Source organism: Fusibacter paucivorans (assembly GCF_018390735.1).
Lineage (GTDB): Bacteria > Bacillota > Clostridia > Peptostreptococcales > Acidaminobacteraceae > Fusibacter > Fusibacter paucivorans.
The window spans coordinates 43,807-69,137 of the sequence record NZ_JAHBCL010000015.1 but is presented as its reverse complement, the minus strand read 5'-3'; the positions used below and the strand labels follow the sequence as shown (position 1 = coordinate 69,137).

22 protein-coding genes and 1 riboswitch are annotated in these 25,331 nt (G+C 43.2%); of the genes, 19 read left to right on the top strand and 3 right to left on the bottom strand.

Going from position 1 to position 25,331, the window contains the following annotated elements; genetic code table 11:
• Positions 1-343 precede the first annotated feature (343 nt).
• Positions 344-1,216 (bottom strand): 3-methyl-2-oxobutanoate hydroxymethyltransferase, encoded by an 873-nt coding sequence (locus tag KHM83_RS09950; RefSeq protein ID WP_213236863.1) that lies wholly within the window; start codon positions 1,214-1,216, stop codon positions 344-346.
• A gap of 288 nt (positions 1,217-1,504) precedes the next feature.
• On the opposite strand from KHM83_RS09950, the gene KHM83_RS09945 reads away from it, so the two are divergent.
• Positions 1,505-2,002 carry a VOC family protein gene (locus KHM83_RS09945; protein WP_213236862.1) on the top strand — a complete coding sequence of 166 codons (498 nt, stop codon included), beginning with the start codon at positions 1,505-1,507 and terminating at the stop codon, positions 2,000-2,002.
• A 172-nt stretch (positions 2,003-2,174) separates the two neighbouring features.
• The gene (locus tag KHM83_RS09940; protein ID WP_213236861.1) at positions 2,175-3,188 is read left to right on the top strand and encodes a zinc-dependent alcohol dehydrogenase; all 1,014 of its coding nucleotides are present in this window, start codon (positions 2,175-2,177) and stop codon (positions 3,186-3,188) included.
• A 124-nt stretch (positions 3,189-3,312) separates the two neighbouring features.
• On the opposite strand, the gene KHM83_RS09935 is transcribed toward KHM83_RS09940, so the two are convergent.
• Positions 3,313-4,137, bottom strand: coding sequence for a response regulator transcription factor (locus KHM83_RS09935; protein ID WP_213236860.1), 825 nt, complete (start codon positions 4,135-4,137; stop codon positions 3,313-3,315).
• Between the two features lie 596 nt (positions 4,138-4,733).
• Here KHM83_RS09935 and KHM83_RS09930 point away from each other — a divergent pair.
• The 11 genes from KHM83_RS09930 to KHM83_RS09880 all read left to right on the top strand — a co-directional run bounded on the left by KHM83_RS09930 (position 4,734) and on the right by KHM83_RS09880 (position 17,885).
• A complete protein-coding gene (locus KHM83_RS09930) occupies positions 4,734-5,594 on the top strand; it encodes an SDR family oxidoreductase (protein WP_213236859.1) in 861 nt (286 codons plus the stop codon).
• Between the two features lie 77 nt (positions 5,595-5,671).
• Positions 5,672-6,913: an MFS transporter gene (locus tag KHM83_RS09925; RefSeq protein ID WP_213236858.1), complete on the top strand. Its 1,242-nt coding sequence runs from the start codon at positions 5,672-5,674 to the stop codon at positions 6,911-6,913.
• A gap of 43 nt (positions 6,914-6,956) precedes the next feature.
• On the top strand, positions 6,957-7,982 hold the full coding sequence (locus KHM83_RS09920; protein ID WP_213236857.1) for a zinc-dependent alcohol dehydrogenase: 1,026 nt from the start codon (positions 6,957-6,959) through the stop codon (positions 7,980-7,982).
• Between the two features lie 29 nt (positions 7,983-8,011).
• Complete coding sequence (locus KHM83_RS09915) at positions 8,012-9,682, top strand: formate--tetrahydrofolate ligase (protein WP_213236856.1); 1,671 nt, start codon at positions 8,012-8,014, stop codon at positions 9,680-9,682.
• Between the two features lie 100 nt (positions 9,683-9,782).
• Positions 9,783-10,415 carry a cyclodeaminase/cyclohydrolase family protein gene (locus KHM83_RS09910; RefSeq protein WP_213236855.1) on the top strand — a complete coding sequence of 211 codons (633 nt, stop codon included), beginning with the start codon at positions 9,783-9,785 and terminating at the stop codon, positions 10,413-10,415.
• A 2-nt stretch (positions 10,416-10,417) separates the two neighbouring features.
• On the top strand, positions 10,418-11,269 hold the full coding sequence (locus tag KHM83_RS09905; RefSeq protein WP_213236854.1) for a bifunctional 5,10-methylenetetrahydrofolate dehydrogenase/5,10-methenyltetrahydrofolate cyclohydrolase: 852 nt from the start codon (positions 10,418-10,420) through the stop codon (positions 11,267-11,269).
• Positions 11,266-12,081 (top strand): formate/nitrite transporter family protein, encoded by an 816-nt coding sequence (locus KHM83_RS09900; protein WP_213236853.1) that lies wholly within the window; start codon positions 11,266-11,268, stop codon positions 12,079-12,081. Before KHM83_RS09905 ends, KHM83_RS09900 begins: the two co-directional genes overlap by 4 nt.
• A gap of 76 nt (positions 12,082-12,157) precedes the next feature.
• Positions 12,158-12,249, top strand: a riboswitch (THF riboswitch).
• 54 nt (positions 12,250-12,303) lie between these two features.
• A complete protein-coding gene (locus tag KHM83_RS09895) occupies positions 12,304-12,831 on the top strand; it encodes a folate family ECF transporter S component (protein WP_246543009.1) in 528 nt (175 codons plus the stop codon).
• Positions 12,828-14,090 carry a bifunctional folylpolyglutamate synthase/dihydrofolate synthase gene (locus KHM83_RS09890; protein WP_213236852.1) on the top strand — a complete coding sequence of 421 codons (1,263 nt, stop codon included), beginning with the start codon at positions 12,828-12,830 and terminating at the stop codon, positions 14,088-14,090. Before KHM83_RS09895 ends, KHM83_RS09890 begins: the two co-directional genes overlap by 4 nt.
• A 181-nt stretch (positions 14,091-14,271) precedes the next feature.
• Entirely contained in the window at positions 14,272-16,107 is a 1,836-nt protein-coding gene (locus KHM83_RS09885) for an NAD(P)-binding protein (RefSeq protein ID WP_425513870.1), read from the top strand.
• The gene (locus KHM83_RS09880; protein WP_213236850.1) at positions 16,101-17,885 is read left to right on the top strand and encodes a [FeFe] hydrogenase, group A; all 1,785 of its coding nucleotides are present in this window, start codon (positions 16,101-16,103) and stop codon (positions 17,883-17,885) included. The genes KHM83_RS09885 and KHM83_RS09880 overlap by 7 nt, the downstream gene beginning before the upstream one ends.
• Positions 17,886-18,016: 131 nt before the next feature.
• On the opposite strand, the gene KHM83_RS09875 is transcribed toward KHM83_RS09880, so the two are convergent.
• The gene (locus KHM83_RS09875; protein ID WP_213236849.1) at positions 18,017-18,592 is read right to left on the bottom strand and encodes a 5-formyltetrahydrofolate cyclo-ligase; all 576 of its coding nucleotides are present in this window, start codon (positions 18,590-18,592) and stop codon (positions 18,017-18,019) included.
• 233 nt (positions 18,593-18,825) lie between these two features.
• On the opposite strand from KHM83_RS09875, the gene ftsE reads away from it, so the two are divergent.
• The 6 genes from ftsE to uvrB all read left to right on the top strand — a co-directional run bounded on the left by ftsE (position 18,826) and on the right by uvrB (position 25,321).
• Positions 18,826-19,512 carry a cell division ATP-binding protein FtsE gene (gene ftsE, locus KHM83_RS09870; RefSeq protein ID WP_213236848.1) on the top strand — a complete coding sequence of 229 codons (687 nt, stop codon included), beginning with the start codon at positions 18,826-18,828 and terminating at the stop codon, positions 19,510-19,512.
• Positions 19,502-20,395, top strand: coding sequence for a permease-like cell division protein FtsX (ftsX, locus tag KHM83_RS09865; protein WP_213236847.1), 894 nt, complete (start codon positions 19,502-19,504; stop codon positions 20,393-20,395). The genes ftsE and ftsX overlap by 11 nt, the downstream gene beginning before the upstream one ends.
• Positions 20,396-20,405: 10 nt before the next feature.
• Entirely contained in the window at positions 20,406-21,542 is a 1,137-nt protein-coding gene (locus KHM83_RS09860) for a murein hydrolase activator EnvC family protein (RefSeq protein WP_213236846.1), read from the top strand.
• A 10-nt stretch (positions 21,543-21,552) separates the two neighbouring features.
• Complete coding sequence (locus tag KHM83_RS09855) at positions 21,553-22,761, top strand: S41 family peptidase (RefSeq protein WP_213236845.1); 1,209 nt, start codon at positions 21,553-21,555, stop codon at positions 22,759-22,761.
• A 101-nt stretch (positions 22,762-22,862) separates the two neighbouring features.
• Positions 22,863-23,084, top strand: a complete 222-nt coding sequence (locus KHM83_RS09850) for a hypothetical protein (protein WP_213236844.1) — start codon at positions 22,863-22,865, stop codon at positions 23,082-23,084.
• 254 nt (positions 23,085-23,338) lie between these two features.
• Positions 23,339-25,321, top strand: a complete 1,983-nt coding sequence (gene uvrB, locus KHM83_RS09845) for an excinuclease ABC subunit UvrB (RefSeq protein WP_213236843.1) — start codon at positions 23,339-23,341, stop codon at positions 25,319-25,321.
• The last annotated feature ends 10 nt before the right edge of the window (positions 25,322-25,331 follow it).

Below are 25,331 nucleotides of genomic sequence, written 5' to 3'. Positions count from 1 at the left end.
CAGTGATGATATCAGCAGCTGAGGACAGAGCATGTCATTTTTGATCATTTGAAAAGATGTGTTAAAAAAAACGAAAAAATAGGAGACAGCGTTATCGTCTTTCTCCTATTTTTTACTGATAACAAGCAAGTCAAATCGTGAGATCGGGTTTGTCCGCGGGAGGTAGTATTTTTGACAGATGTCAAAAACCGCTTTTCAAACCGCTTACGACTAAAAAACGTTTTTCATAGCGGTGGTAGGATCACGTTTTTAGTTGAAAATAAGTACGGCGCACCACCGAATGCGCCATACTTTTAAAATGATGCTAAAAATGCCTGTGGTATACATTTTCAGCAGTTGTTGACTAGTATTTTTGTTCGACGAGGTTCATGAATTTATCAAGTTCTGCTTCATTCATGCTCCAGCCATGTTCCTGAGCAGGATAAACTTCATTTTTAACTTCTGTATCAAAAGTTGTAAAGGCTTTAATGGATTCTCCAAGGAAAGAAGCGTAAGCTTTTGAATGCTTTGCAAGTGATTCTGGCGGCAAGAATCCGAGCAAGTCAAAAATGACGAGTTCAGAGCCGTCGGCAACGCCACCTGCTGCAACTTCGATGACAGGTATTCTGAGTTTTTTAGCGACCATATCGGTTAATTCTCTTGGTGCCATTTCAATCGTCATTCCAACCATGCCGTTTTCTTGATATTCATATGCTTGACGGAAGACGTTCATTGCATCTTCAGCCGTTTTACCGACGCGTCTGTAGCCGCCGAAACGACCTGTTTGCCATCCAGAAAGGCAGCCGACGTGACCAAAGACAGGAATATTGTTGTCTGACATAGCTTTTAGGACCTCGTTTGTAACGCCCATTGGGAGTACTGAGTCAGCACCGTCAGCCATAAGGGTAGATGCTTCTTTGACAGCAGTATATTTATCGCCGTATTGCTGTGTTTGCATGACGGCATTTAAACAAATATTTGGTGCCATTTTACGGATTGCACGTGTCCACCAAGCGATATTGTCTGCACGATGTTGGCTGGTTTCACCGGGTGCAGTATAGCGAACTAGATTGACGCCTGCTTTTTCACAGAGCATTGTAAAGATTGGATCCATATAAGCGGTTCCGACCATTGATATTTTTTTGCCTTCATCTTTCATTTTTTGCAGATGCCAAATCGTCTGTCTTTGCATCGAAATTGGTACCATTTCAATATTAGTTCCTTTGCCAGTTGCCATAACCAAATCTCCCTTCGTTTTTAACTATACGCTTAAATTTTGCCTAATGATCAGCAATAAAGCCTTCGTTTGAGAACAATGTATCTGATGACGTTTTTAGTATAACAACGAAAAAACCCGATTTAAATTCGTAAATTTGAGTATTTCTATGGCTGTTATGGCGGTCAAGAATACGCAAGTTTATGTATATATTTTCGTACTTAGGGGAAGATATAATTTAAATGAACGTATTTGAATATGTTGTAAAGTATTAAAAATTCACTTCTTATCTGAAAGGAGAAAACGATTATGGCAAAACCTATTGCAGCGATGAATCACATTGGATTATCTGTTGGCGACATTGACAAGGCGATCGATTTTTACAAAGAAGTATTTGGATGGTATCATATTGCAGGTCCATTTCCAATTAAGAGAGATGGCGGCCCATCCAGCCAATATTGCGATACACTCTATGCTCACGAAGGCCATGAATGGACGGGATTCCGTATTGCACACATGGTCGGAAGCAATGGCGTCGGTGTTGAACTATTGGAATTTGAAGGTGGATATGATCCTGAAGATGAATTTGAATTCAAAAAACATGGCCTTTTCCATTTCTCAGTCACTGTGCCTGATGTTGATGAATTTATGACTGTACTAAAGGAAAACGGCGGCGAAGAATACTGTGCTTACAGCCGACGAAAAATCAATGATGAAAATACCATTGTAACGGTCTATGGAAAAGATCCATTCGGCAATATTTTTGAAGTGCATTCACACAGTTATGAATACATGAACAAAATGTAGGCAAGGCATTAGGTAAGGGCAGCAATTTTTCGAAGAGATAGCCAGCAATCTTGCATCGTTTAAAATGCAATTGTCGCTGGCTTCTATTATCTTTAATGACATTGGCAGTCAAAAAGAAAAATGCTGCATGCTGTCATGATGCGTATTTAAAATGAGTTTGGGGGTTGAAGCAATGAAAGCGGCAATATATCAAGAGATGGGGCGCGTAACCATTGAAGAGATTGACAAACCTGTTTGCGGTCCCGATGACGTGATTGTAAAAACGATTAGAACTGGAATCTGTGGTTCCGATGTCAATGGCTATTTTAAGGGCAGTATGTTCTCGGGTACATTTAAAGGGGATCAATTTGGACATGAAACCGCAGGTTATATCACGGAAATCGGTGAAAATACAAGCGGCTTCAAAATTGGAATGCGCGTCTGGATCCAACCGATTACATCAACAAAGCCCGGACAATCCAATAATCTAGGTGGATTCTCAGAATATGTTCGTGTACCAAACGCAAAGCTTAATGTGAATTTATATGCGTTGCCAGATCAGGTGAGTTACGATGAAGCTGCACTCATTGAGCCTTTTGCAGTGGGAACGCACGGCAAAAATGTGCCTGGTGCAAAGCCGGGAGATCATGTCATTATCTATGGCGCCGGCACCATAGGCATTAGCTGCCTCAGCGGCATATGTGCTCAGGGAATTGTGCCGATTGTCATCGTCCGCAATAATCATAAGCGGGCGCTGATTGAAAAAATTGGCGGCATTGTTTGCAATATTAACGAAGTGGATCTGGTTGACTTTGTAAAAGAAAAATTTGGTGTCACCAAACATCGCATTGGTTATCCGGCGGTTGATGTCGATATTGTCATTGACTGTGCAGGCGCGTCTAATATTGTTGAAGACTTCATGAAGTTTTTAAAACCGAAATCAAAACTTTCCATTGTCGGCGTTACAACAGAGCCGATTCCCGTACCAATGGGACGTCTTATGAGTTCGGAGGTGATCATTCAAGGATCTTGTGGGTATGATCATGAGGATATTGTAGAAGTCATTGATAACCTTGCATCCAAGCGCACTTATATGTCTGAAATAATTACACACCATTATCCACTCACAGCTATTAATGAAGCAATTCAAATGGCCAATAGGCGAGATCAAGCAATAAAAGTTGTCATTGACATGGCTGAAGCATGAGGTGATGATATCGTCATGATCGATTAAGGGGGGAACAAAAAGGCTGCCGCATCTTCAACACCTAAAGTGTTGCGTTGCGGCAGCTTTTTAATGTGAATAAAGACAAATGATAGCGAAATGACGTTTAATTCGCGCGTTCGCTGTCCATGACAGCACAGACGGAAACGTCTTCTCTGTTAAGCTTATTGCCTGACATAAGCTTTATCAGAAGCTCCTGCTGGCTGGACACATTGAGTTTTTCATGAATATGTGAAATATGCTTATAAACCGTTGCCGTTGAAATGCAAAGCTTATCACCAATGTTGTTGGTTGAGGCACCCTGCATGAGCAGTTTTGCAATTTCACGCTCACGAGCTGTCAGCAGTGCAATATTCTTATTAACATTATCAAGGTTAAAATTTTTTGGAATTGGAACATAAAAATTTTTAAAAAGGTTCTCCAAATGCGGCAGGAGGATGTTTAGGATATTTAATTCATAATCTGAAAACCGAACGTTGGTCAGGCGGTCAATGATAAAAGTCGCTTTTGGCGAGTTATAAATATCGTGAAGCATAAAACCGGTGCTGTATTGAATGCCTTGTGGCCTCAGATAGTCTTTGATAAACTCATCGTTGTTACAGTTAGTCCAATCTCTGACGCGGTCTTCCGCTTTTGGGAGGTTGCAAATTTTGCCGTTACGCATTGAACGTCCAAATGGAGAATAGCGTCCGCCTCCGACGTTGGCATAGTATTCAAAATACATTTTAGTCCAGCGCTTGTTGACGCCAAATAATACTTCATCATATACTTTTCGATTGTCGTTGAGAAAATAAATGCGCGCTTGATCATAAGCGATAAACGTATCGAGGTGCTTCATAAGGTATGTACAAAATTCTTTTGAATCTCTTATGCTGCCGCATTCAAGCAAAAAGGCATTGATTTCATTCCAAGGTGTACTGACACGATTCATATATTACTCCTATATCTATGCATTATAAGGTAATGAGACAACAAATTATAGAACCCAATAATAATTTGAAAATCATACAACATATTTTACAGACGAATAGGGAATTCTACTTTGCCAGACGGGCCATTGACGCACTCAATAGAATGAATTGCCATAAACCTTCAAAAATTGAGCGTCTCTTAAGTTTGGTTCATCAAAACACTTAGTTTTTACCAATTCAACACCTCCATTATTTCATTACTGCGTATCAAAACGAATGTCCTCTAATGACATTGTAATACATTTCGATAGTACACGCATTCTATATGATTGATTCTATTAAAAGATTGTACAAAAAAAAATACCTAATATTGAGAATTTGTATGAATACCGTACCATGATAAACTTCAATTGTGAGCGCGTTCACACTGTAAACATTAAATATCCGGCTGTTTTAAATCATTGGACAGCGAGATTGCAGCTTTGCTGAAGGAACTTAGGCTTTTGGCTTCACTGCATTTTCGGATCGTATTGCCAGATGCTGCTATTGGTGAACGGTCTTTTGCGATCAGTGATTTTAATGTTGCATTGATAAAAGACGAAAGAGGAGGAACTGTATGAAGGAAAAAGTTTATATCGTCATCGGTGGTGAACGCGGGATCGGTTTATCGGTTTCAGAACAACTTTCCAAAAAAGGTACCATCGTGATGTCCGGTTTGGAAGAAAGCGATGTCGCCAAAGGGACAAGTGCGTTAAAGGCAAAAGGTATTGACGTCACTTCAATGGTGGTTGATATCAGAAAAGACGAGGATATTGATAAAATTTTGCAGGTGGCAAATGAAAAAGGTAAAATTGAAGGCGTTGTCCTCGTTGCCGGGTTAACACCTGCCTGTGGCGACTGGAAGGCTATTTTTGAAGTCGATTTTCTATCACATATCAAGGCGATGAAAGCGATTAAGCCGCACATGATGCCTGGTACATCTTTCGTATTATTTGCATCGTCATCACCATATCAGCTGCCGACACAAATGCTGCAGCCGATTAATGATGCGCTGTGGCATGCGGATGAAAATCCTGAGGCAATGTGGCAAGCGGTTGAGCCAATGGTAATGGCAAGAGGGGAACAAGTCGCACCGGGAATAGCGTATTCCATTGCCAAAAAGGGGACGATGATCGCCGCACAAAAATATGCAGTACTCTTTGGCGAAGATGGTGTGCGGGTTAACTCCGTATCACCGGGGATTGCTGAGACAGAGAATAATAAAGTAGAACTGGAAAAGAGCAAACTTAATACTGAAAACAGAATGTGGAGTATGATTAATGTCTTGACGCCCGCAAAGCGCATGGGGACGACAATGGAAATGGCTACCGTCGTCGACTTTTTAATGAGTGAGCAAGCATCTTTTATATCCGGAATCGACATCCTTGTAGATGGCGGTTGTATGGCTAATATGAGAATGCAAAAAATGATTCCATAAAACATTCTTTAAAACACTAAAGCCTTACTCAAAGTGTATCTGGATGACAATCTTTTACTTTTGAAGGGGTGAATGTTGTGTCAAAAGGAAAACAAATAATGGTTGCACTTATACTCGCGCTATTTAATTTTGTTGTTATGATTCCCTATTTAGGACCGGCGGCAATGCTTTCAACAATTATGGGCGATCTTCATGTTTCTGTCAGTATGGGCGGTATTGTTGTATCCATCTACCTGATTATGTGCGGTCTATGCATGTTTGTCGGCAGTATTATTTGTAATCGAATTGGTTTTCGGGAAACGTTTATACTCGGTGCTGCGCTGATTACCTTGGGATTGTTGGCATCGGCATCGGCGGGAAGTTTTGGATTGTATTTGCTTGGCAGAACAATCTCTGGCGTCGGTTACGGATTAGCGCAAGCAGCACTTTTCCCAATTGCTTCTATATGGTTCAAAGGCTCGCAGTTTGCAACCATGCAAACAATCATCACAGCCTGTTCGTGTCTTGGGGTTGCATTGGCCTATATCGTATTCCCTATGTTTGGGTCATGGCGTACAGCGACGTGGACTTTTACGGTGATTACACTTATCTATACGATTGCTTCATTTGCATGGCTTCAATATCCAGAAGGTGTTGGCGCGCAAATGAAACAAATGCGGGCAGATGTTAAAGCTGGAAAAGTGGCAAAGCAAAAAACGGAATTCGGTCGTGTCTTTCAATATAAGGATTTTGTGCTTATCTTAATCATTACAATTTTTTCGATGATTTCAAATACGATTTTATTAACTTATATGGTGACTTATTTTACAACAGAAGCAGGTATGTCAATGACTTTAGCGACAACGGTATCCAGTGTCTTGACATTGGTTCAAATTGTCGGTGCAATCGCTGGCGGGATCCTTTGCAATACAACTGGAAGGCGTAAACCGTTTATCGTCGCTTCTGTTGCCGTTTATGGAATCGCAAGTATTGGACTCGTTGCATTTGGCCAGTCAATTGTGCCGGTCATTGCTTGTGCGGTTCTTTCGGGAGCTGGTTACTTTTTAAGAATGCCTATCCTCGGCATGTACATGGTTGAGGAAACTGAAAAACCCGAGCCTCATTTTGTTGCACCGATATCGGCGATTATCAACGGCCTTCCAATGCTGCTGACATTGCCGGGCAGTGTGATTGGCGGCATTATGATAACACAAGTCGGTTCGGGAATGACAATTATCATTATGCATGTGATTGCATTGATAATGGTTATACCGGCATTAATGCTCAATGAAGTAGGTCCAAAATCCAAAAGAGCATCATCGAAACTTGTAAACGCTTAATTGATACGTATCGGCTAGATACCCAGGAAAGAGGGAGATAGAAATGAAACCTGAAACATTTAAAGCAGCAATCTACAGAGGCATCAAACAAGTTGAAGTTGAAGAACGCCCATATCCAGTTTGTGGTGACGACGATGTGATCGTTAAAAACTTAATCGCAGGCATTTGCGGGTCAGATATTTCTGCCTACTATAAAGGCGGTGATGCCAATATGATTTGGAAAGACTCAGAATTTGGTCATGAAGTCGTCAGCGAAGTGGTTGAGGTCGGCAAAAACGTAAAGGACATCCAATTGGGTGATCACGTTTTTCCAAATATGGGACAGGCAAAACGCGACAGAATGCGTATGGCCACTGTTGGCGGGTTTTCTGAATATATTCATATACCACAGTTTGAATTGGGCTACAGTGCTGTTAAAATTGATAAAAAGATTTCAACAGTATCGGCTTCTCTATTGGAACCATTCGTCGTGGGGACGAGAGGGGCAAAAAATGCAAATCCCGGACCGGGCAAGACTGCCATTGTCTTTGGTGCCGGTACCATCGGCATGTCTGCAGCGATTATGCTCAAATGGTATGGCTGTGACAAAGTGATGATTGTCGATATTTCTGATTATCGACTTGAAAATGCCAAAAAATATGATTTAATTGTCTGTAATCCCAAAAAAGATGATTTAAAAGATATGGCGATCGCAGAATTCGGTATGCAAAGATGCTATACAGGTGAAGCGTGCGGCGCCAATATCTTCATCGATGCAACGGGTATTCAAGCGACAATCGATGATTTCAAAGCGTTGGCGGGCAGAAATGCATTCCTTTCGGTCGTCGGTGTGCACAAAGACCCTGTAACGCTTGATTTTGTCAGTATTACTTATAATAACTGGTATATTAGCGGAAGCGGCAATGGTTCGTATGAAGAAGTTGCCGTCGATGTCTTGGCCATGATGGCTTCTGGTCAATATGATCTCGATCCGTTGGTATCTCATAAATTCAAACAAAGCGATATCTGTGAAGCAATCGAGATTGCTTCTAATTCAGAAGTCGCTCAGAAAGTTGTCATTCAGTACTAAAATATTTTGCAATGATTATGGAGGTTCAAATGGAATACAAAAGTGATATCGAAATTGCACAGGAAGCAAAAATGCTGCCGATTCGGGAAATCGCAGAAAAGATTGGCATTGGTGAAGAGACGCTTGAGCCCTATGGGAGAACCAAGGCGAAAGTGGATATTAACCATTTAAAAGATCAGCCGAGAAATGGAAAGCTCATCTTGGTAACGGCCATTAATCCGACGCCGGCAGGAGAGGGAAAGACGACGACCAGTGTTGGTCTGTCTGATGCGCTCTCAAAATTAGGGAAGAAAACCGTGCTTTGCCTGCGTGAACCTTCATTAGGGCCAGTTTTTGGTGTAAAGGGCGGTGCAGCCGGCGGCGGTTATTCGCAAGTTGTACCAATGGAAGACATTAACCTGCACTTCACAGGTGATTTTCATGCAATTGGCGCTGCAAACAATTTGCTGGCGGCAATGCTGGACAACCATATTCAACAGGGAAATGTACTTGATATTGATACGCGACAAATTGTGTGGCGACGTGCAGTGGATATGAACGACAGACAACTTCGAAACATCGTATGCGGGCTCGGGGGAAAAGCCAACGGCGTACCGAGAGAAGATGGGTTCGATATAACAGTAGCATCGGAAATCATGGCGGTACTTTGCCTGTCGACAAGTCTTAAAGACCTAAAAGAACGACTGGCGCGCATGGTTATCGCTTATACGCGTGACGGCAAACCTGTTACGGCAAGTGATCTTCGCGCTGAAGGGGCAATGACAGCACTCTTGAAGGATGCGCTCAAACCGAATCTCGTTCAAACACTTGAACATACACCTGCTTTTATTCACGGCGGGCCATTTGCAAATATTGCACACGGATGTAATTCAATTTCTGCAACAGAAACGGCGCTGAAACTTGGCGATTACGTCGTAACCGAAGCAGGTTTCGGTGCGGATTTAGGCGCTGAAAAATTCCTTGATATCAAATGCAGAGCAGGCGGTTTTGCACCAAATGCCGTCGTGGTTGTCGCTACGGTTCGCGCGCTTAAACATCACGGTGGGGTTCCGAAGGCTGAACTCAACAATGAAAATTTGGAAGGACTTGAAAAAGGTTTGCCAAACTTGCTTCAACACGTTGAAAATATTACGAAAGTCTTTGGGTTGCCATGCGTGGTAGCGATCAATGCCTTCCCAATGGATACCAAAGCAGAGCTGAACTTGGTAGAAGAACGCTGCAAAGCACTTGGCGTTAATGTCGCATTATCAGAAGTATGGGCCAAAGGCGGTGCAGGCGGCAAAGCGCTCGCTGAAGAAGTCCTTAAACTTTGTGATCAGCCGAGCCAATTCACTTACTGCTACGAAGCCGAGGATAGTATCGCAGATAAAATTAATGCGATTGCCACTAAAATTTACCATGCAGACGGCGTTGCCTTTACAGCAGGTGCCAAAAAACAAATGGATAAATTAGCGGCGTTAGGCTATGATAAGCTTCCAATCTGCATGGCTAAAACGCAATATTCATTCTCGGATGATGCTTCACTATTAGGTTCGCCAAGAGATTTTACGGTAACCGTGCGAAATGTTAAAGTTTCAGCTGGTGCAGGCTTCATTGTCGCATTAACAGGCGATATTATGACGATGCCCGGCTTGCCGAAAGTACCTTCAGCAGAAAAAATTGATGTCGATGAAAATGGCATGATCTCTGGATTGTTTTAGTTGAATGACGTGTTATATCCGATAGGAGCAGGGACAGCCTGTGCAGGAGAGCACAAATCTGTTCCTGCTTTTGTCAATCGCATTAAAGAGGAGGCATATGATGGCTAAAAAGATGTCAGAGACGACATGTGAAGATTTTGTAGGCGCACTGGCGGCAAAAACCTCGGTTCCCGGTGGTGGTGGCGCATCGGCGCTTGTTGGCGCAATTGGTGTTGCGCTGTGTTCCATGGTGGGCAACTTTACATTGGGACGAAAAAAATATGCGCATTTTGAAGCAGATGTTAATCGCATGCTGGGAGAGGGCGAATCAATTCAGAAAGATTTGCTCGCATTGATCGACGAAGATGCAAAAGCTTTTGAACCGCTTTCAAAAGCGTATGCGATTCCAAAAGATGATCCAAAGCGCGAGGTGATTATGGAAAAAGCGCTTATGGATGCCAGTATGGCGCCGTTGAATATTATGCGCAAGTGTTGTGAAGCAATTGACCTTTTGGAAGAAATGCTGGAAAAAGGCAGTGTCATGCTAATTTCTGATGTTGGCTGTGGTGCCTTGTTTGCAAAAGCGGCACTGTTGGGTGCCAGCTTAAATATTTACATTAACACGAAATCATTTAGCAATCGTGCAGAAGCAGAGAAAATAGAAGCTGAAGTAACGGCGATGATAGAATCTTATACGAAAAAAGCAGATCAGATTGCAGCAGCAGTTTCACTAAAGATACGAGGGGAGGCGTAAGTTTGGCAAAGCTATTAAAAGGTGCCGCAGTGACGGCAGCGTTAAACGAGCAGTTGAAAACACGCGTACAAAATTTGGAAAATAAAAGGATCACGCCTTGTCTGGCCATTTTAAGAATCGGAGAACGCGGCGATGATATTGCCTATGAGAAAGGCGCCGTTAAGCGTTGTGACAGCCTGGGCATTTTAGTTAAAAAGTTTTTATTGGAAGCAGATGCAGGACAGGATAAGCTCATGGAGACAATTGAGCTGATTAATCGCGATCCCGCCATTCACGGCTGTTTGATGTTCAGACCGTTGCCGAAGCACTACGATGAAGAAATGGCGCGTAATGCATTGGCACCTTCTAAGGATATTGACGGTATTACCAATGCGTCGTTGGCAGGTGTTTTTGGTGGAACCGACAGTGGATTTCCACCGTGTACAGCAGCGGCGGCAATGGAAATTCTATCACATTACGATATTGCATTAAAAGGAAAAAATGCAGTGGTGATTGGACGAAGTCTTGTCATTGGCAAACCGGTTGCCATGATGCTCATTAAAGAAAATGCAACGGTAACCATTTGTCATACAAAGACAGTCGATATGCCTGCTGTCTGTCAGCGGGCTGATGTGATCATCGCGGCAGCAGGGCGAGCGAAGATGATTGATAAAGCGTACTTAAATGAAAATCAAGTTGTGATAGATGTCGGTATCAATGTTGGTGAAGGCGGAAAATTATGTGGAGACGTTGACTTTGAAATAGCGGAACCGATTGTTTCGGCAATAACGCCTGTTCCCGGAGGGGTTGGAACAGTGACGACTTCAGTACTTGCGAAACATTTGGTAGAAGCTGCAGAAAGGACGGTTAGATGAATTTGTTTACACCCGCGGAATTCATAGAGAGTTACAGTGCAGCAGGCGAAAAAAAGGCGAATCAAGCATTTTTAAAACTATTCTTATTAGGTATTTTCGCAGGGGGATTTATTGCCCTTGGCGGTGCGGCATCCAGTACAGCAGCATTTGGTTATGACAATATTGCGCTTGTGAGAATGATTAGCGGACTGATTTTCCCAATTGGACTCATTATGGTTATTTTAACGGGTTCGGAACTTTTTACAGGTAATTGCCTTATCACTATATCAGTGCTGTCAAAACGAACGACATGGCTTAAAATGGGGAGAAATCTCGTCATAGTATATGCAGGCAACTTTGTCGGTTCGATTTTGGTTGCGGCGGGATGTGCCTATTTCGGTCAATTAAACTATGCAGGTGGTGCACTTGCCGTTTACACCGTGAAAATTGCCAGTGCCAAATGTGCGCTGCCATTTGCAAATGCCTTTGTATCAGGTATATTCTGTAATATTTTAGTATGTGCAGCCGTTATGCTGTCTCTCAGTGCAAAAGATATCATGGGAAGAATCGCTGGCGCCTATGTGCCGATTGTTTTCTTTGTCATTTGCGGTTTTGAGCACTGTATTGCCAATATGTATTATATAACAGCAGGCCTATTCGCAATGAATGTTCCTAAATATGCAGCATTCGTTGCAAACGCGGGCATTGATGTCTCTCACTTGACTTGGGGGACGATGTTCAGTGCTAATCTGCTGCCGGTGACTTTAGGCAATATCGTGGGCGGTGTTTTCTTTGCAGCGGCTATGTGGTGGAGCCATCGCAAAGTTGCATAAAAAAATCGTGAGATTCGCCAACAATGAAATACAGACAGTTAGCAAGGTTACAATAATGATACAACATTAAAAAGATTACAGAGTAGGTACGACGCGTTAAGTGCCGCCGGATGGGAGGTTGCCGACGGACGAAAGAGTTTTCTGCGATGACGTACCGCATCCGCTGATGAGAAAGAGAAACCCTCTTTTCAATACAGCGAAATTAAAGGAGGGTTAAATAAGATGAAAATGAGATTAATGGGCGTAAAATGGTCGACGAATGTGATGGTGACACTCAGTGTCTTAGTGGCAATGGAAATTGTGTTGTCGCGATTTCTATCTTTCTCAGTTTGGAATATGAAAATTGGATTGAGTTTTATACCGGTCGTTATTGCTGCGACTGCATTAGGACCGATTTATGCGGGGATCGTTGGCGCATTAGGCGATTTTATAGGTGCAATTCTATTTCCAATTGGCGCATATTTCCCAGGTTTTACATTGACAGCCTTTTTGGTGGGGATGACTTTTGGCTTGTGTTTATACCATCGTCAGACACTATGGCGTTCATTCGTTGCCGTTAGTATTAATCAATTGGTCTTTGGTTTGTTTGTCAATACGTATTGGATCTCACTATTGTATGGTGCACCGTTCCAAGGGTTATTACCGGCGCGTTTGCTTCAAGTGTTATTGATGGTGCCAATCCAAATCATTGTGATTATGCCGGTATCAAAGGCATCTGAACGCGTTTTAGAGAGAAGGGCAGCTGCATGACCGTTTTAGAAGCTGCTGCATCTTTAGAAGCCTATACATCGCCGGGAAGCCGACTGGGGCTGGAACGCATACAGACCCTGATGCACGCGCTCGGCGATCCTCAGGACGGCTTGCGCTATATCCATGTAGCGGGAACAAATGGCAAGGGTTCTACTGCTGCGATGATCGCAGCGATTCTGTCGGCAGACGGTTATAAAACGGGCCTTTATACGTCGCCGGCACTCAATCGATTTAACGAGCGCATTCGCATTGACGGCAGAGAAATTGATGAGGTCAGTCTTGTGAAAATCGTGAAGACCGTGACAGCGCATGCAGCCGTTATGCAAGATAAACCGACGACATTTGAATTAATGACGGCTATCGCTTTTGTATACTTTAAGACAATGGCCTGTGATTTTATTGTTTTGGAAGTGGGATTGGGCGGCAGAATGGATGCTACCAATATCATAAAAGAAACAGAGGTCTCGGTGATCACGCAGATTGCAAAAGATCATACGGCTGTGCTCGGTGATACGCTTTCAAAGATTGCAGGTGAAAAAGCTGGGATTATTCGTCGGCAGACGCCGGTCGTTGCCTTGGAACAATCGGAAGCGGCGATGAATGTTGTGAAGAAGGCGTGTGCTTTGCACGATGCACCATTGACCGTCGTATCAAAGACGGCAATTCATCAAAGTGTATGGCAGGTAGATAAACAATGTTTTGATTACGGTGTATTCAGGCAATTAAAAATACCGCTGCTGGGATCGTTTCAACTCATCAATGCATCATTGGCCATTGAAACGATTAGCATCTTAAAGACAAGGGGCTATAAGATTACAGAGACAGCTGTTAAAAACGGCCTTGAAATGGTTCGGTGGCCGGGTAGATTTGAACAAATGAGCCAAAAACCGATGTTTGTTATAGACGGCGCTCATAATGTCAATGGCATTAAGGCTGTGCTGGATAGTCTGAAGATTTATTTCCCAAATGGAAAAGCAACGTTTTTAATCGGTGTCATGGCAGATAAAGACTATCGAGAGATGATCGAATTGATCTTGCCGCATGCAGAGCGCTTTATTTGTGTTACACCTGAGAATGAACGCGCGCTGCATTCCCACTTGCTTCAAAAACACATTTCAAGTGTCTTTGACGGCAGTGTTTTAGAGGCATCTAACGTCGAAAGCGGTGTTGAGATGGCTTTGGCAATGGGATGGGATACTTGTGCTCTTGGGTCACTCTACATGGTTGGGAGTATACGTGCGCAATTCGAAAAAACATAACGTAAAGCATGTCCAACCATTTTATAAATAATTGAGAAAACGTAAAGGCGTATGGTTTGTCTTTTACGGGGGATTCGTGCGCACAAAATTATTGTGAAATAAGTAACAATAAATGTCTATAAAGATTGAAAAATGGACCTATAGGTAATTTTAAGTTAATGTGATTAGGAAGGACAAAATGTTGGATAGGTTGACTTTGCAAAATAAGAGCCATTCACAAGAGGTGCTCGAAATGCTTTATGAGGATGTTGAACGTCGACTGGCAACGAGCATCTCTGGCGCGTGCCCCGTTGATGTGGCTTTGAATCTGTTAACGCTTTGCCACGCGCAAAGTTGCGGCAAATGTGTGCCGTGCCGCATTGGTTTGCAGCAGTTGGCATCAATGATAAGGGCGATACTGGATGGCAAGGGGGAGGCGTCAGATCTCGAAAGAATTGAAGAGCTCGCCATGGTCATTATGGATACGGCGGACTGCGTCATTGGCGCAGAAGCAGCTAAACAAGTATTTTTAGGTGTCAGAGGATTTGCAAGTGATTATTTATCACATATTATGACCGGTCACTGCAGCGGCGATTTCAAACAGGCGATTCCGTGTGTATCGGCTTGTCCGGCAAATGTCGATATTCCAGGGTATATTGCACTTGTGGAAGCAGAGCGATATGAAGATGCCATCCGATTAATTCGAAAAGATAATCCTTTTCCCACTGTCTGCGCCTATATTTGTGAGAACCCATGCGAAGCGCATTGTCGAAGAAATATTATTGATAGCGCTGTCAATATTAGAGGCATTAAAAAAGCTGCAGTGGATTATGCCGGCGATGTACCGGCACCTATGCCTGAAAATAAAACCAATAAGAGAGTTGCAGTTATTGGTGGAGGGCCAGCTGGTTTGACAGCGGCCTACTATTTGAGGCTCATGGGGCATCAAGTGACGATCTTCGAAAAAAGGACGCAGCTTGGCGGGATGCTTCGCTATGGCATTCCCAGTTATCGATTGCCGAGAGAAAAGTTAGATTCGGATATTTACACGATTCTTTCTTTGGGTGTTCAGGTTAAAACCAGTTTTGAGGTTGGCAGACAGTTGTCTATGGAAGATTTAAAGCAGTCTTTTGACGCGCTGTATATTTCAATAGGTACGCATGCAGGGAAACAGCTGGGTATTCTAGGTGAAGATGCGCGTGGCGTCTATTCAGCAGTGACGATGTTAAGACAAATTGGTGATGGTCAAATGCCGAATTTTAGCGGTATGAAAGTAGCTGTAATCGGCGGCGGCAATGTGGCAATGGATTGTGCACGAACAGCTGTTAGGCTTGGCGCAGAACGCGTATCCTGTGTTTATCGACGCCGTCAGGAAGATATGACTGCTTTGGCAGAAGAAATTGAGGGAGCAGTGGCTGAAGGCGTTATACTGGAGACACTGCAAGCACCAGTTGCGATTGAAACGAATGAGGATGATTCGGCAGTTGCACTGATTGTACAACCCCAAATGATCAGTTATGTTGATCGTGGTGGAAGGCCGAAACCAACCGAAGCTTCGCTGAGTGAAAAACGCATTCCCGCTGATATTGTCTTAATTGCCGTTGGACAGGCAATTGAGCCATTAAAGGGCGATCATGCGGCAGATAAAATGAATGGCAGTCGCATTCAAACCGATGCTGCCGGTCGTGTTGGCAATCTTAGCGGTGTTTTTGCTGGCGGTGATTGTGTGACGGGGCCGGAAACGGTCATCAAAGCCATTGCAGCGGGTAAGACAGCAGCTGCAAATATTGACAGTTATTTGGGCTATGAACATCAGATTACTTCAGAGATCGCTATTCCACAGCCCCATCTTATCAATCGGCCGCCATGCGGCAGATCGACAATTGCCCATCGTCATGCAGCAGAACGCAAAAATGATTTTAGCAGCATCGTATGTGAGATGTCTGAACGAGAAATAAAACAGGAAACATCGCGATGTCTGCGCTGTGATTGTTATGGCTATGGTAGTTTTAAAGGGGGGAGACAAGTCAAATGGTAACGGTTGAAATTGATGGACACATCATAACGGCAGAAGCAGATATGACAATTTTAAGTGCGGCGAGAGCTGCTGCTATTCACATCCCCAGTCTTTGTTATCTTGAGAATATTAACGAGATTGCTGCCTGCCGTGTCTGCGTGGTGGAAATTGAAGGATTAGATCACCTAGTACCGGCTTGTGCAACGAAGATTCAGGAGGGGATGCGCGTTTTTACAAACACGATGCGCGTTCAAAAGGCAAGGCGAATAAATGTAGAACTTTTACTGTCTCAGCATGACTGCCAATGTGCACTTTGTCTTCGAAACGGCAATTGTGAACTTCAAAATTTGGCAGGTGATCTGGGGATATTAACGATACCCTTTCCAGTTGAACCGCGGACCGGTTCGTGGGATTCGCTTGCGCCATTTGTAAAAGAGACTGAGAAGTGTATTCAGTGTATGCGTTGTGTGCAGGTTTGCGACAAGATTCAGGAAATGCATATCTGGCAGGTATTTGGTTCAGGCGGACGTTCGACCATTGGGATACCGACAGCTGTGCTCAGTGACACGGATTGCACTTATTGCGGCCAGTGCGTAACACATTGCCCGACGGGAGCGCTTCATGAACGCGATGATACAGCTGCGGTAAGGCGAGCACTTGCAGATCCGGAAACGACGACTATTATTCAAGTAGCACCTGCTGTCCGTGTTGCGTGGGCTGAAGGAATGGGTCTTTCCGAAACTGAGATGTCGACTGAGAAAATGGTTGGGATTTTAAAAGCTATGGGCTTTGACTATGTATTTGACACGAATTTTGCTGCGGATTTAACCATTTTGGAAGAGGGATCGGAGCTTCTTGAGCGTTTGCAGGATAAAGAATCACATCAATGGCCAATGTTTACCTCGTGCTGCCCGGCGTGGGTTAAATTTTTAAAGCAACAGTACCCGTTGTTCAATGATGCACTGTCGACGGTAAAGAGTCCTCAGCAGATGTTTGGTGCAGTAACCAAAAGTTATTTTTCCGACACATCCGGTATTGATCCGCATAAGATGATGGTGATTTCCATTATGCCGTGTATTGCCAAAAAAGAAGAAAATAAGCTGGAAAATATGCGATCGGCATGCGGCGATTTAGATGTTGATGTCATATTGACGACGCGTGAGCTGATCAGATTGATGAAAGCACAGCACGTTAACATCAATCAAATTGACAGTCAGCCGTTTGATTCGCCTTTAGGAAGCAGTACGGGTGCCGGTGTTATCTTTGGTGCATCAGGAGGCGTGATGGATGCTGCATTGCGAAGTGCTTACTACCTTATCGAAGGGAAAAACGCCGATGCGGATGCTTTTAATGTCGTTAGAGGGATAAAAGGCTGGAAAGAGGCAACCTTTACAATACCAAGTTTTGGCCAAATACGCGTAGCCGTCGTATCGGGATTGGGAAATGCAAAAGCACTTATGGAAGCGGTTTCAAAAGGTGAAGCAGCTTATGATTTTGTGGAAGTGATGGCGTGCCCGGGTGGCTGTGCAGGCGGCGGTGGACAGCCGATACACGAAGCGATGGAATGTGCCGAAGCAAGAGGTGAGCAATTGTGGTTAATTGATCAACGCGCTGCAATACGTTATTCCCACGAAAATGAAGCAGTTTTAACGCTTTATCGAGATTTCTTAGGCAAGCCGCTGGGGGCAAAAGCACATGCCTTACTGCACACAGATGAAAATTGGCATCATAAGGCTGCCTATAAGTCGCAAGAAATGGTTAAGGCAATTGCAATTAATATTGCCATGAGCAGAAAATAATGCCAGTTAAGCATGGGCATTTCATCATTCCCTTAAGTATTTAAAAGATGATAGACAGGTTTAAATGAGGACAGTGATTCGTTAATCACTGTCCTCGCCGATTCATCGATAAGGTATCATTTACAAAAGGATTACTTAAAAGAAACTTCATAAATATGCTGCTCCGTAACGACACAATGAACGCGAATATCATGGGATTCATGCGGTATTTCCGGGAGCATTTGCAGTTCAAAAGCAAGGCCGACCCGTTGAACATCTTCACTAATCGTTTGGAAAAAGCGATCGTAATACCCACCGCCATAACCGAGGCGATAACCGTCTTGCGTAAAGGCAACACCTGGCGTCAGCACGATGGAGAGCTGCTGAGGGTCACCTAATTCACAACGGCTGGGATCGGGTTCCTTAATCCCCAAACGACTTGTTTTCAAATGTTCCAGGGTATTGACTTGATAGAAAATCATTTGCTTGCCGTCATCGCTGATTCTTGGCAGCATTAACGGCATATTCGCTTGCAGTATAGATTCTAAAATTGGTCGCATATAGACTTCATTGCGAAAATCGACAAAGCCTGCTGCGGCACGTGCAAACTTGAAGGCGGGTAAACTAAGTACTTTCTGCTGAATTTGCTTACTCAATGCAAGACGTCTTTCGACGTCAAGTGAATTTCGAGCCGTGATAACCTGTTGACGCAATTGCTTTTTATCCATTCTCAGCACTCCGTTCGTGTAATATTTATTTAATAATTATACTATTAAAAATGCCGAAAATACAGGTATAATAGTTAGTAGATAAGAAAATTGCATCATTCAAATTATAGTTCTTTCGCTGTAATACGCATCACCTTCTTAAGACGGGAATTCAATACATATTGATGAAAGGCCAACTTAGGGACAGTATGCAATTTTTTTCGATAAAACTTTGCTTAGATTAGGAGCAACTTATGATTGAATTTCAGAATGTATCCAAGAAGTATGACAATGGTGTCATGGCGCTGGATAATGTTAACATAAAAATTGAAAAGGGAGAATTTGTCTTTATCGTCGGTCCAAGCGGCGCAGGTAAATCAACTTTTATCAAGACAATTCTCAAGGAAGTGGACGTATCGACCGGCAAAGTATGGGTTGACCAAACCAATATCACACGACTTCATCAAAGGCGTGTTCCCTATTTGCGACGGAAAGTCGGCGTTGTCTTTCAGGATTTCAGACTACTGCCCAATAAAACAGTTTACGAAAATATTGCGTTTGCCATGGAGATTATTGGCACGAATCAGCGAATTATTCGAAAACAAGTCCCCATGATTCTAGCATTGGTTGGTTTAATGGGAAAAGGCAACGTCTACCCCAACCAGCTTTCAGGCGGCGAGCAGCAACGCGTCTCCATTGCACGCGCTATGATTAATAATCCTCCGATTCTTATTGCAGATGAACCGACGGGGAACCTCGACCCAGAGACATCTTGGGAAATTATGAAAATTTTAAGAACCATCAACCGCCGCGGCACGACGATTTTAATGGCAACGCATGATCGGGAAATTGTGGATATTATGCGCAAGCGCGTCATTGCACTTGAAAAGGGCAACGTAGCAAGAGATGATAAAATAGGAGTTTATGGATATGACGATTAAGCCCATTTTCACAATAAAGACAGCACTCAAGAGCTTGTGGCGAAACCGTATGATGAGTGTTGCTTCGATCTCATCTGTTTCTGCAACACTGATTATATTAGGGATTATTTTTGCATTGATTATCAACATTAACGCGATGGCTCAGTCGGCAAAAGATCAATTTAACTCCATACAGGTTTATATTGGCGACGAAGTCAGCGCTGAAGATCGCGAAGCGCTTCAAACGACGATTGAAGGGATTACAGGCGTTGATCAGGTTATTTACGAAAGTCGTTTGGATGCACTTGAGCAGATGAAAGAATCCTGGCAGGATAATGCCTATTTGTTAGAAGGGCTGGAAGAAAATCCACTGCCAAATTCTTTTGTCGTCTACTTGACGGATATTTATTATTCAGCACAAGTGGTAAGTACAATGTCGGCGCTGCCAGGTGTTGAGGAAGTAAAGTCGTATCAGGATATCGTCGAAACGCTGCTGAACTTTACAGAAATGATGCGCAAGGCGGGAATGATCATTATGTTTGTGCTCATTGCGATTTCAACATTTATTATCCATAACACCATTAAACTTGCCGTGAATGCACGACGACGTGAGATTAATATCATGAAATACGTCGGTGCTACCAACTGGTTTATACGATGGCCTTTTCTGACAGAGGGAACCTTGCTCGGCATGATAGGAGCAGGGGTATCCACTTTGGTAATGAAATTTTTATATACTTATGTGTATGATTTGTTGAATTCTGACTTTTATGCACTGATATCAGCCTATGTTGTAAAGCCGGAAGCACTGGTTGGCGATTTGATTTTTCTGTTCTTTATTATTGGCGCAGGGATTGGTGCGCTCGGCAGTATCTGGTCGATGCGCAAGTATTTAAATGTCTAGGGGGCATAACATGATGAGATGGCGAAAAATTTTAGTCATATTGCTTTCACTGATCATTCTAGGGAGTTCAATCGCATGGTCTAACAATGATGAACTTAAGAAAAGAGAGCGAGAACTGGAAACATTAAAGGGAAAGATTGAAGCGCTTGATGCCTCCATCAGTCAGAACAAATCACTTCAAAATACAACCAATACAAAGATTGTCAACACAACTGAGGCCATAAAAGGGCTTGAACGGGAGATCGAGAAACTTGATGCGGATATCGCGCAGACAGAGGATAATATTGGTGTTAAGACAGAAGAATTAGCAGTTGCGGAAACACAAATTACCGATAAAAACGATTTGTTGGATTCAAGGCTTCGCGTCATGTATAAAACGGGAACGATCGGCTATCTCGAAGTGCTGTTTGGTGCTGAAGATTTTTCAGATCTCTTGAGTCGTATTGACATGCTTCAAAAGGTACTTGCGCACGATCAAAATCTCATAAAAGAATTAAAAGCACAGCGCGATGCTATTATTGCAAAAAAGGCTGAACTCGAAGCAGTCAAGCAGGAGCTCGAAACGTTGTTTCAAGATAAAAGCAGTAAACAGGATCAACTGGAAGTTCAGCTAAAAGATTTAGTAGCTTACAAAGAAGACCTTAAAAAAGATGAAGCCGCTTTGAATGAGGCGGAAGGTGAACTGCTGGATGAAGCAAATCAGCTCACAAATGTCATCAAGAACTTAAAACTTTCTGAAACATATGTAGGCGGCGAGATGATGTGGCCCGTGCCGGGCAATACGATTATCACTTCTGATTTCGGCGTGCGCGTTCATCCGATTACGAAAAAGGAGACGATGCACACGGGGGTTGATATTTCTGCGTCTATGAACTCAACGGTTGTCGCGGCACAATCCGGTACAGTCATTTATGCCGACTGGTACGGCGGTTATGGCAAAGTTGTGATTATTGATCACGGCGGAGGCTATTCGACATTGTACGCACATAATAACAGCTTGCTCGTCGCAGTGGGGGATGCCGTTTCAAAAGGTGATTCAATTGCAAAATCAGGCAGCACTGGTTTTTCAACGGGACCACATGTCCATTTTGAGGTTCGCGTCAATGGTGAGTACGTGGATCCAATCCCATATGTAAAAGGAAATTGAGGTGTAAATTTTGAGGAAATCAAATGTTGTAATATTAAGTATATTTTTAGTGCTGATCAGTGTCATGGGAACATTTTTTGTAACTAATTTTATCGAGCTCACCGTTGGTGACAAAGTCGTCATTAGCCGTGAGAGTATGGATGCTTACCAGAAACTCTATTCGGCGTATTCGGAAGTGAACGATCTCAAATCGTACATTGAGACCAATTATTATAAGGAAGTCGATGATGAACTGCTTTATGAAGGCATGAAAAAGGGGATGTTTGAAGTGCTGAATGATCCCTATTCCGTGTTTATGAATGCCGAAGAATTTTCCAGCTATATGGAATCTTCTTCCGGTGAATATCCAGGGATCGGCATCTATCTGACGCCCAATGACAATAATGAAATTGAAATCGTTTCACCAATAGAAGATACGCCGGCAGACCGTGTAGGCCTTCAGGCAAAAGATCTCATCGTCGCCGTCAATGGTGAGGAAGTTAACGCAGACGTTATGGATGATGCGATCAGCAAAATTAAGGGTGAACCCGGAACTGCTGTAACGATTACGATTTACAGACCTGCTAAACGTGAAAAATTCGACGTCGAAATCGTTCGGGCATGGATTGATGTTAAAGTTGTTAAATCGAGAATGATTGATGATGAAATCGGTTACCTTAGACTGTCGATGTTTGATGAAAATGCAGCAGAAGAATTTAAAAAGCATATGGATGAACTGGTGTCACAAGGTGCAAGTAAAGTGGTGATTGATCTCAGACAGAATCCAGGCGGCTATTTGGATCAATGTGTAGAAATTGCCGATAGTTTACTGGGCAAGAATCTGATTGTCTATACGGACAGCCGGAACGGCGGCCATGAATCGTTTGAATCCGATGCAAAGCATTACGATGTGAAAATGGCAATACTCGTTGACGAAGGATCGGCAAGTGCTTCAGAAATTTTGACAGGTGCATTAAAAGACAATCAAGCTGCGACTATTATCGGTGTCACGACGTTTGGCAAGGGCATCGTTCAGGTGGTCAGACCTTATTTAGATGATACGGGTTACAAACTGACAACAGCACAGTACTTTACACCAAACGGTGAAAACATTCATGGGATCGGCATCGAACCTGACATTGTCATACCGCTGGATGATGCTTATTTGGAAAAAGAAGACCCCACTGATGAAGATGATAACCAGCTTCAAAAGGCCCTTGAAATTTTAAGGGCTGAATAAATATGACTGCATGTGTTGGTGATGATGCTGCGATGATTGTCGAATCATGAGCTGGTATCGCTGAGGCGGCTTTAGTGATCAATAAGGAGGCGAAGGCTTTTATGTTTAAAAAGTATTTGACACATGCTAAACGTATCCAGCAGGATGTTGCATCAATCAGCAGCACGTATGGTAAGGCGGCGGATGCACCGGCACAGGCCAAACCGCCAGCACAGGCCAAACCGCTTGTCGTTGAACAGCGCGACATGAAAATGCTCATTGGATTAATTGGCGGCGTGATCCTTTTAACCATCATCGGCATACATTTCTGGCTGTTGAATTGAAATGGTTTGGCAGTTGGAAAGACAATTTGATATTTAGATTTGTGCGTAACAGCATTTTAATAGAAACAATGTAGGCCTTTCGTCATACATTGTTTCTTTTTTTTAACTTGGCATTCATAAATTCGTGGTATAATGTTGGTCTATAAATTGGATTGTCAATAGGGAAGAAAATTTTGACCCTTTTAAGACACGCGTTGACGAATGGAATCAAAAATCATATAATAGAAAAAACGAACACACGTTTGGAGGTTTGCTTGGATAAATTTGTCGTCAAATCAGAATATCAACCAACCGGCGATCAGCCTGCTGCTATTCAGGAGATTGCCAATCGCATTGATGCCAATGAGAGGGCGAGTATCCTCTTAGGTGTCACGGGGTCAGGCAAAACATTTACAGTGGCCAATATCATTGAAGCCGTTCAGCGACCTACGCTGATTATTGCCCACAATAAGACGCTTGCAGCTCAGTTGGCGTCAGAATTCAAGGAATTCTTCCCTGACAATGCCGTTGAGTTCTTTGTCAGCTACTATGACTACTATCAGCCTGAAGCTTATGTTGCCGCCAGTGATACGTACATTGAAAAGGATGCATCGATTAATGATGAAATTGATAAACTCAGACACTCCGCAACCTCTGCACTCTTTGAGCGTCGGGACGTTATCATCGTTGCCTCGGTTTCCTGTATTTACGGCTTGGGAGACCCAATTGATTATGCCAACATGACGTTATCCATTAGGCCGGGGATGACAAAGTCGCGAAATGAAATATTAAAGCGTCTCGTCGACATTCAGTATTCACGAAACGATATTAACTTTACGCGGAACACCTTTCGAGTACGCGGTGACGTCATTGAAGTCATGCCTGCCTACGAGTTTGAAAAAGCTTATAGAATTGAGCTCTTTGGCGATGAAATTGAACGCATTGGGGAAATCAATGCGTTGACGGGTGAGATACTGGGTTATCGCACGCATATAACCATTTATCCGGCATCTCACTACGTCACGCCGAAAGAAAAACTGGAAACGGCAATTGTAGAAATTGAAAAGGAACTTGATTCCCAAGTTAAACAGTTTAAAGATGAGAACAAACTCATCGAAGCACAGCGCATTGACCAGCGGACGCGCTATGATATTGAAATGCTCAAAGAAGTTGGATTTTGTCAGGGCATTGAAAACTATTCACGTGTTTTATCCGGGAGGCCGCCGGGGAGCAGGCCGTTTACGCTGCTCGATTATTTTCCGGATGATTTCCTACTGGTAATTGATGAATCCCATGTTACGATTCCGCAGATACGCGCCATGTACGGCGGCGATAAGACACGTAAGGAATCTTTGGTCGATTATGGTTTTAGACTGCCTTCGGCGCTTGACAACAGACCACTTAATTTCAATGAATTTGAATCGCTGATCAATCAGATTATCTTTGTCAGTGCAACACCGGGGCCGTATGAATACGATCAGACGGCACATATTACAGAACAAATCATCAGACCGACAGGACTTTTGGATCCAATCATAGAAGTGAGGCCGATAAAAAATCAGATTGACGATCTCTACAGTGAAATCATGAAGCGCGTCGAACAAAATGAACGCGTCCTCATCACGACGCTGACGAAAAAAATGGCTGAGGATTTGACAGATTACTTTAAAAAACTGGAAGTAAAAGTTAGATACATGCATTCAGATATCAAAACGATGGAACGCATGACAATCATTCAGGATCTTAGACGCGGCCAATTTGACGTATTGATTGGAATCAACCTGCTGAGAGAGGGGCTCGATTTACCGGAAGTGTCGCTGGTGGCGATACTCGATGCGGATAAAGAAGGGTTCCTACGATCAGAAACATCACTGATACAAACGATTGGCAGAGCTGCGCGGCATGAACACGGCAAGGTCATTATGTATGCTGATCAGATGACGCGTTCTATGAATGTTGCCATCAGTGAAACCAATAGAAGACGCGAGATACAGGAAGCTTATAATCATGCACATGGGATTATACCGCAAAGTATCAAGAAAGGTATTCGCGATGTCATTGAAGCAACGGTGGCTGCGGAAGAAACAGCGCCTTATGGCATTGATCGTATTGAAGAAATGACGAAACCAGAATTTAATCAATACCTTGAATCGCTGGAAAATGAAATGTATGATGCCTCTAAACAGCTGCAATTTGAACGCGCGGCGGAACTGAGGGATTTAATTATTGAACTGAAACAGACACGAAAGCGAAAATAGTGACGAGGCG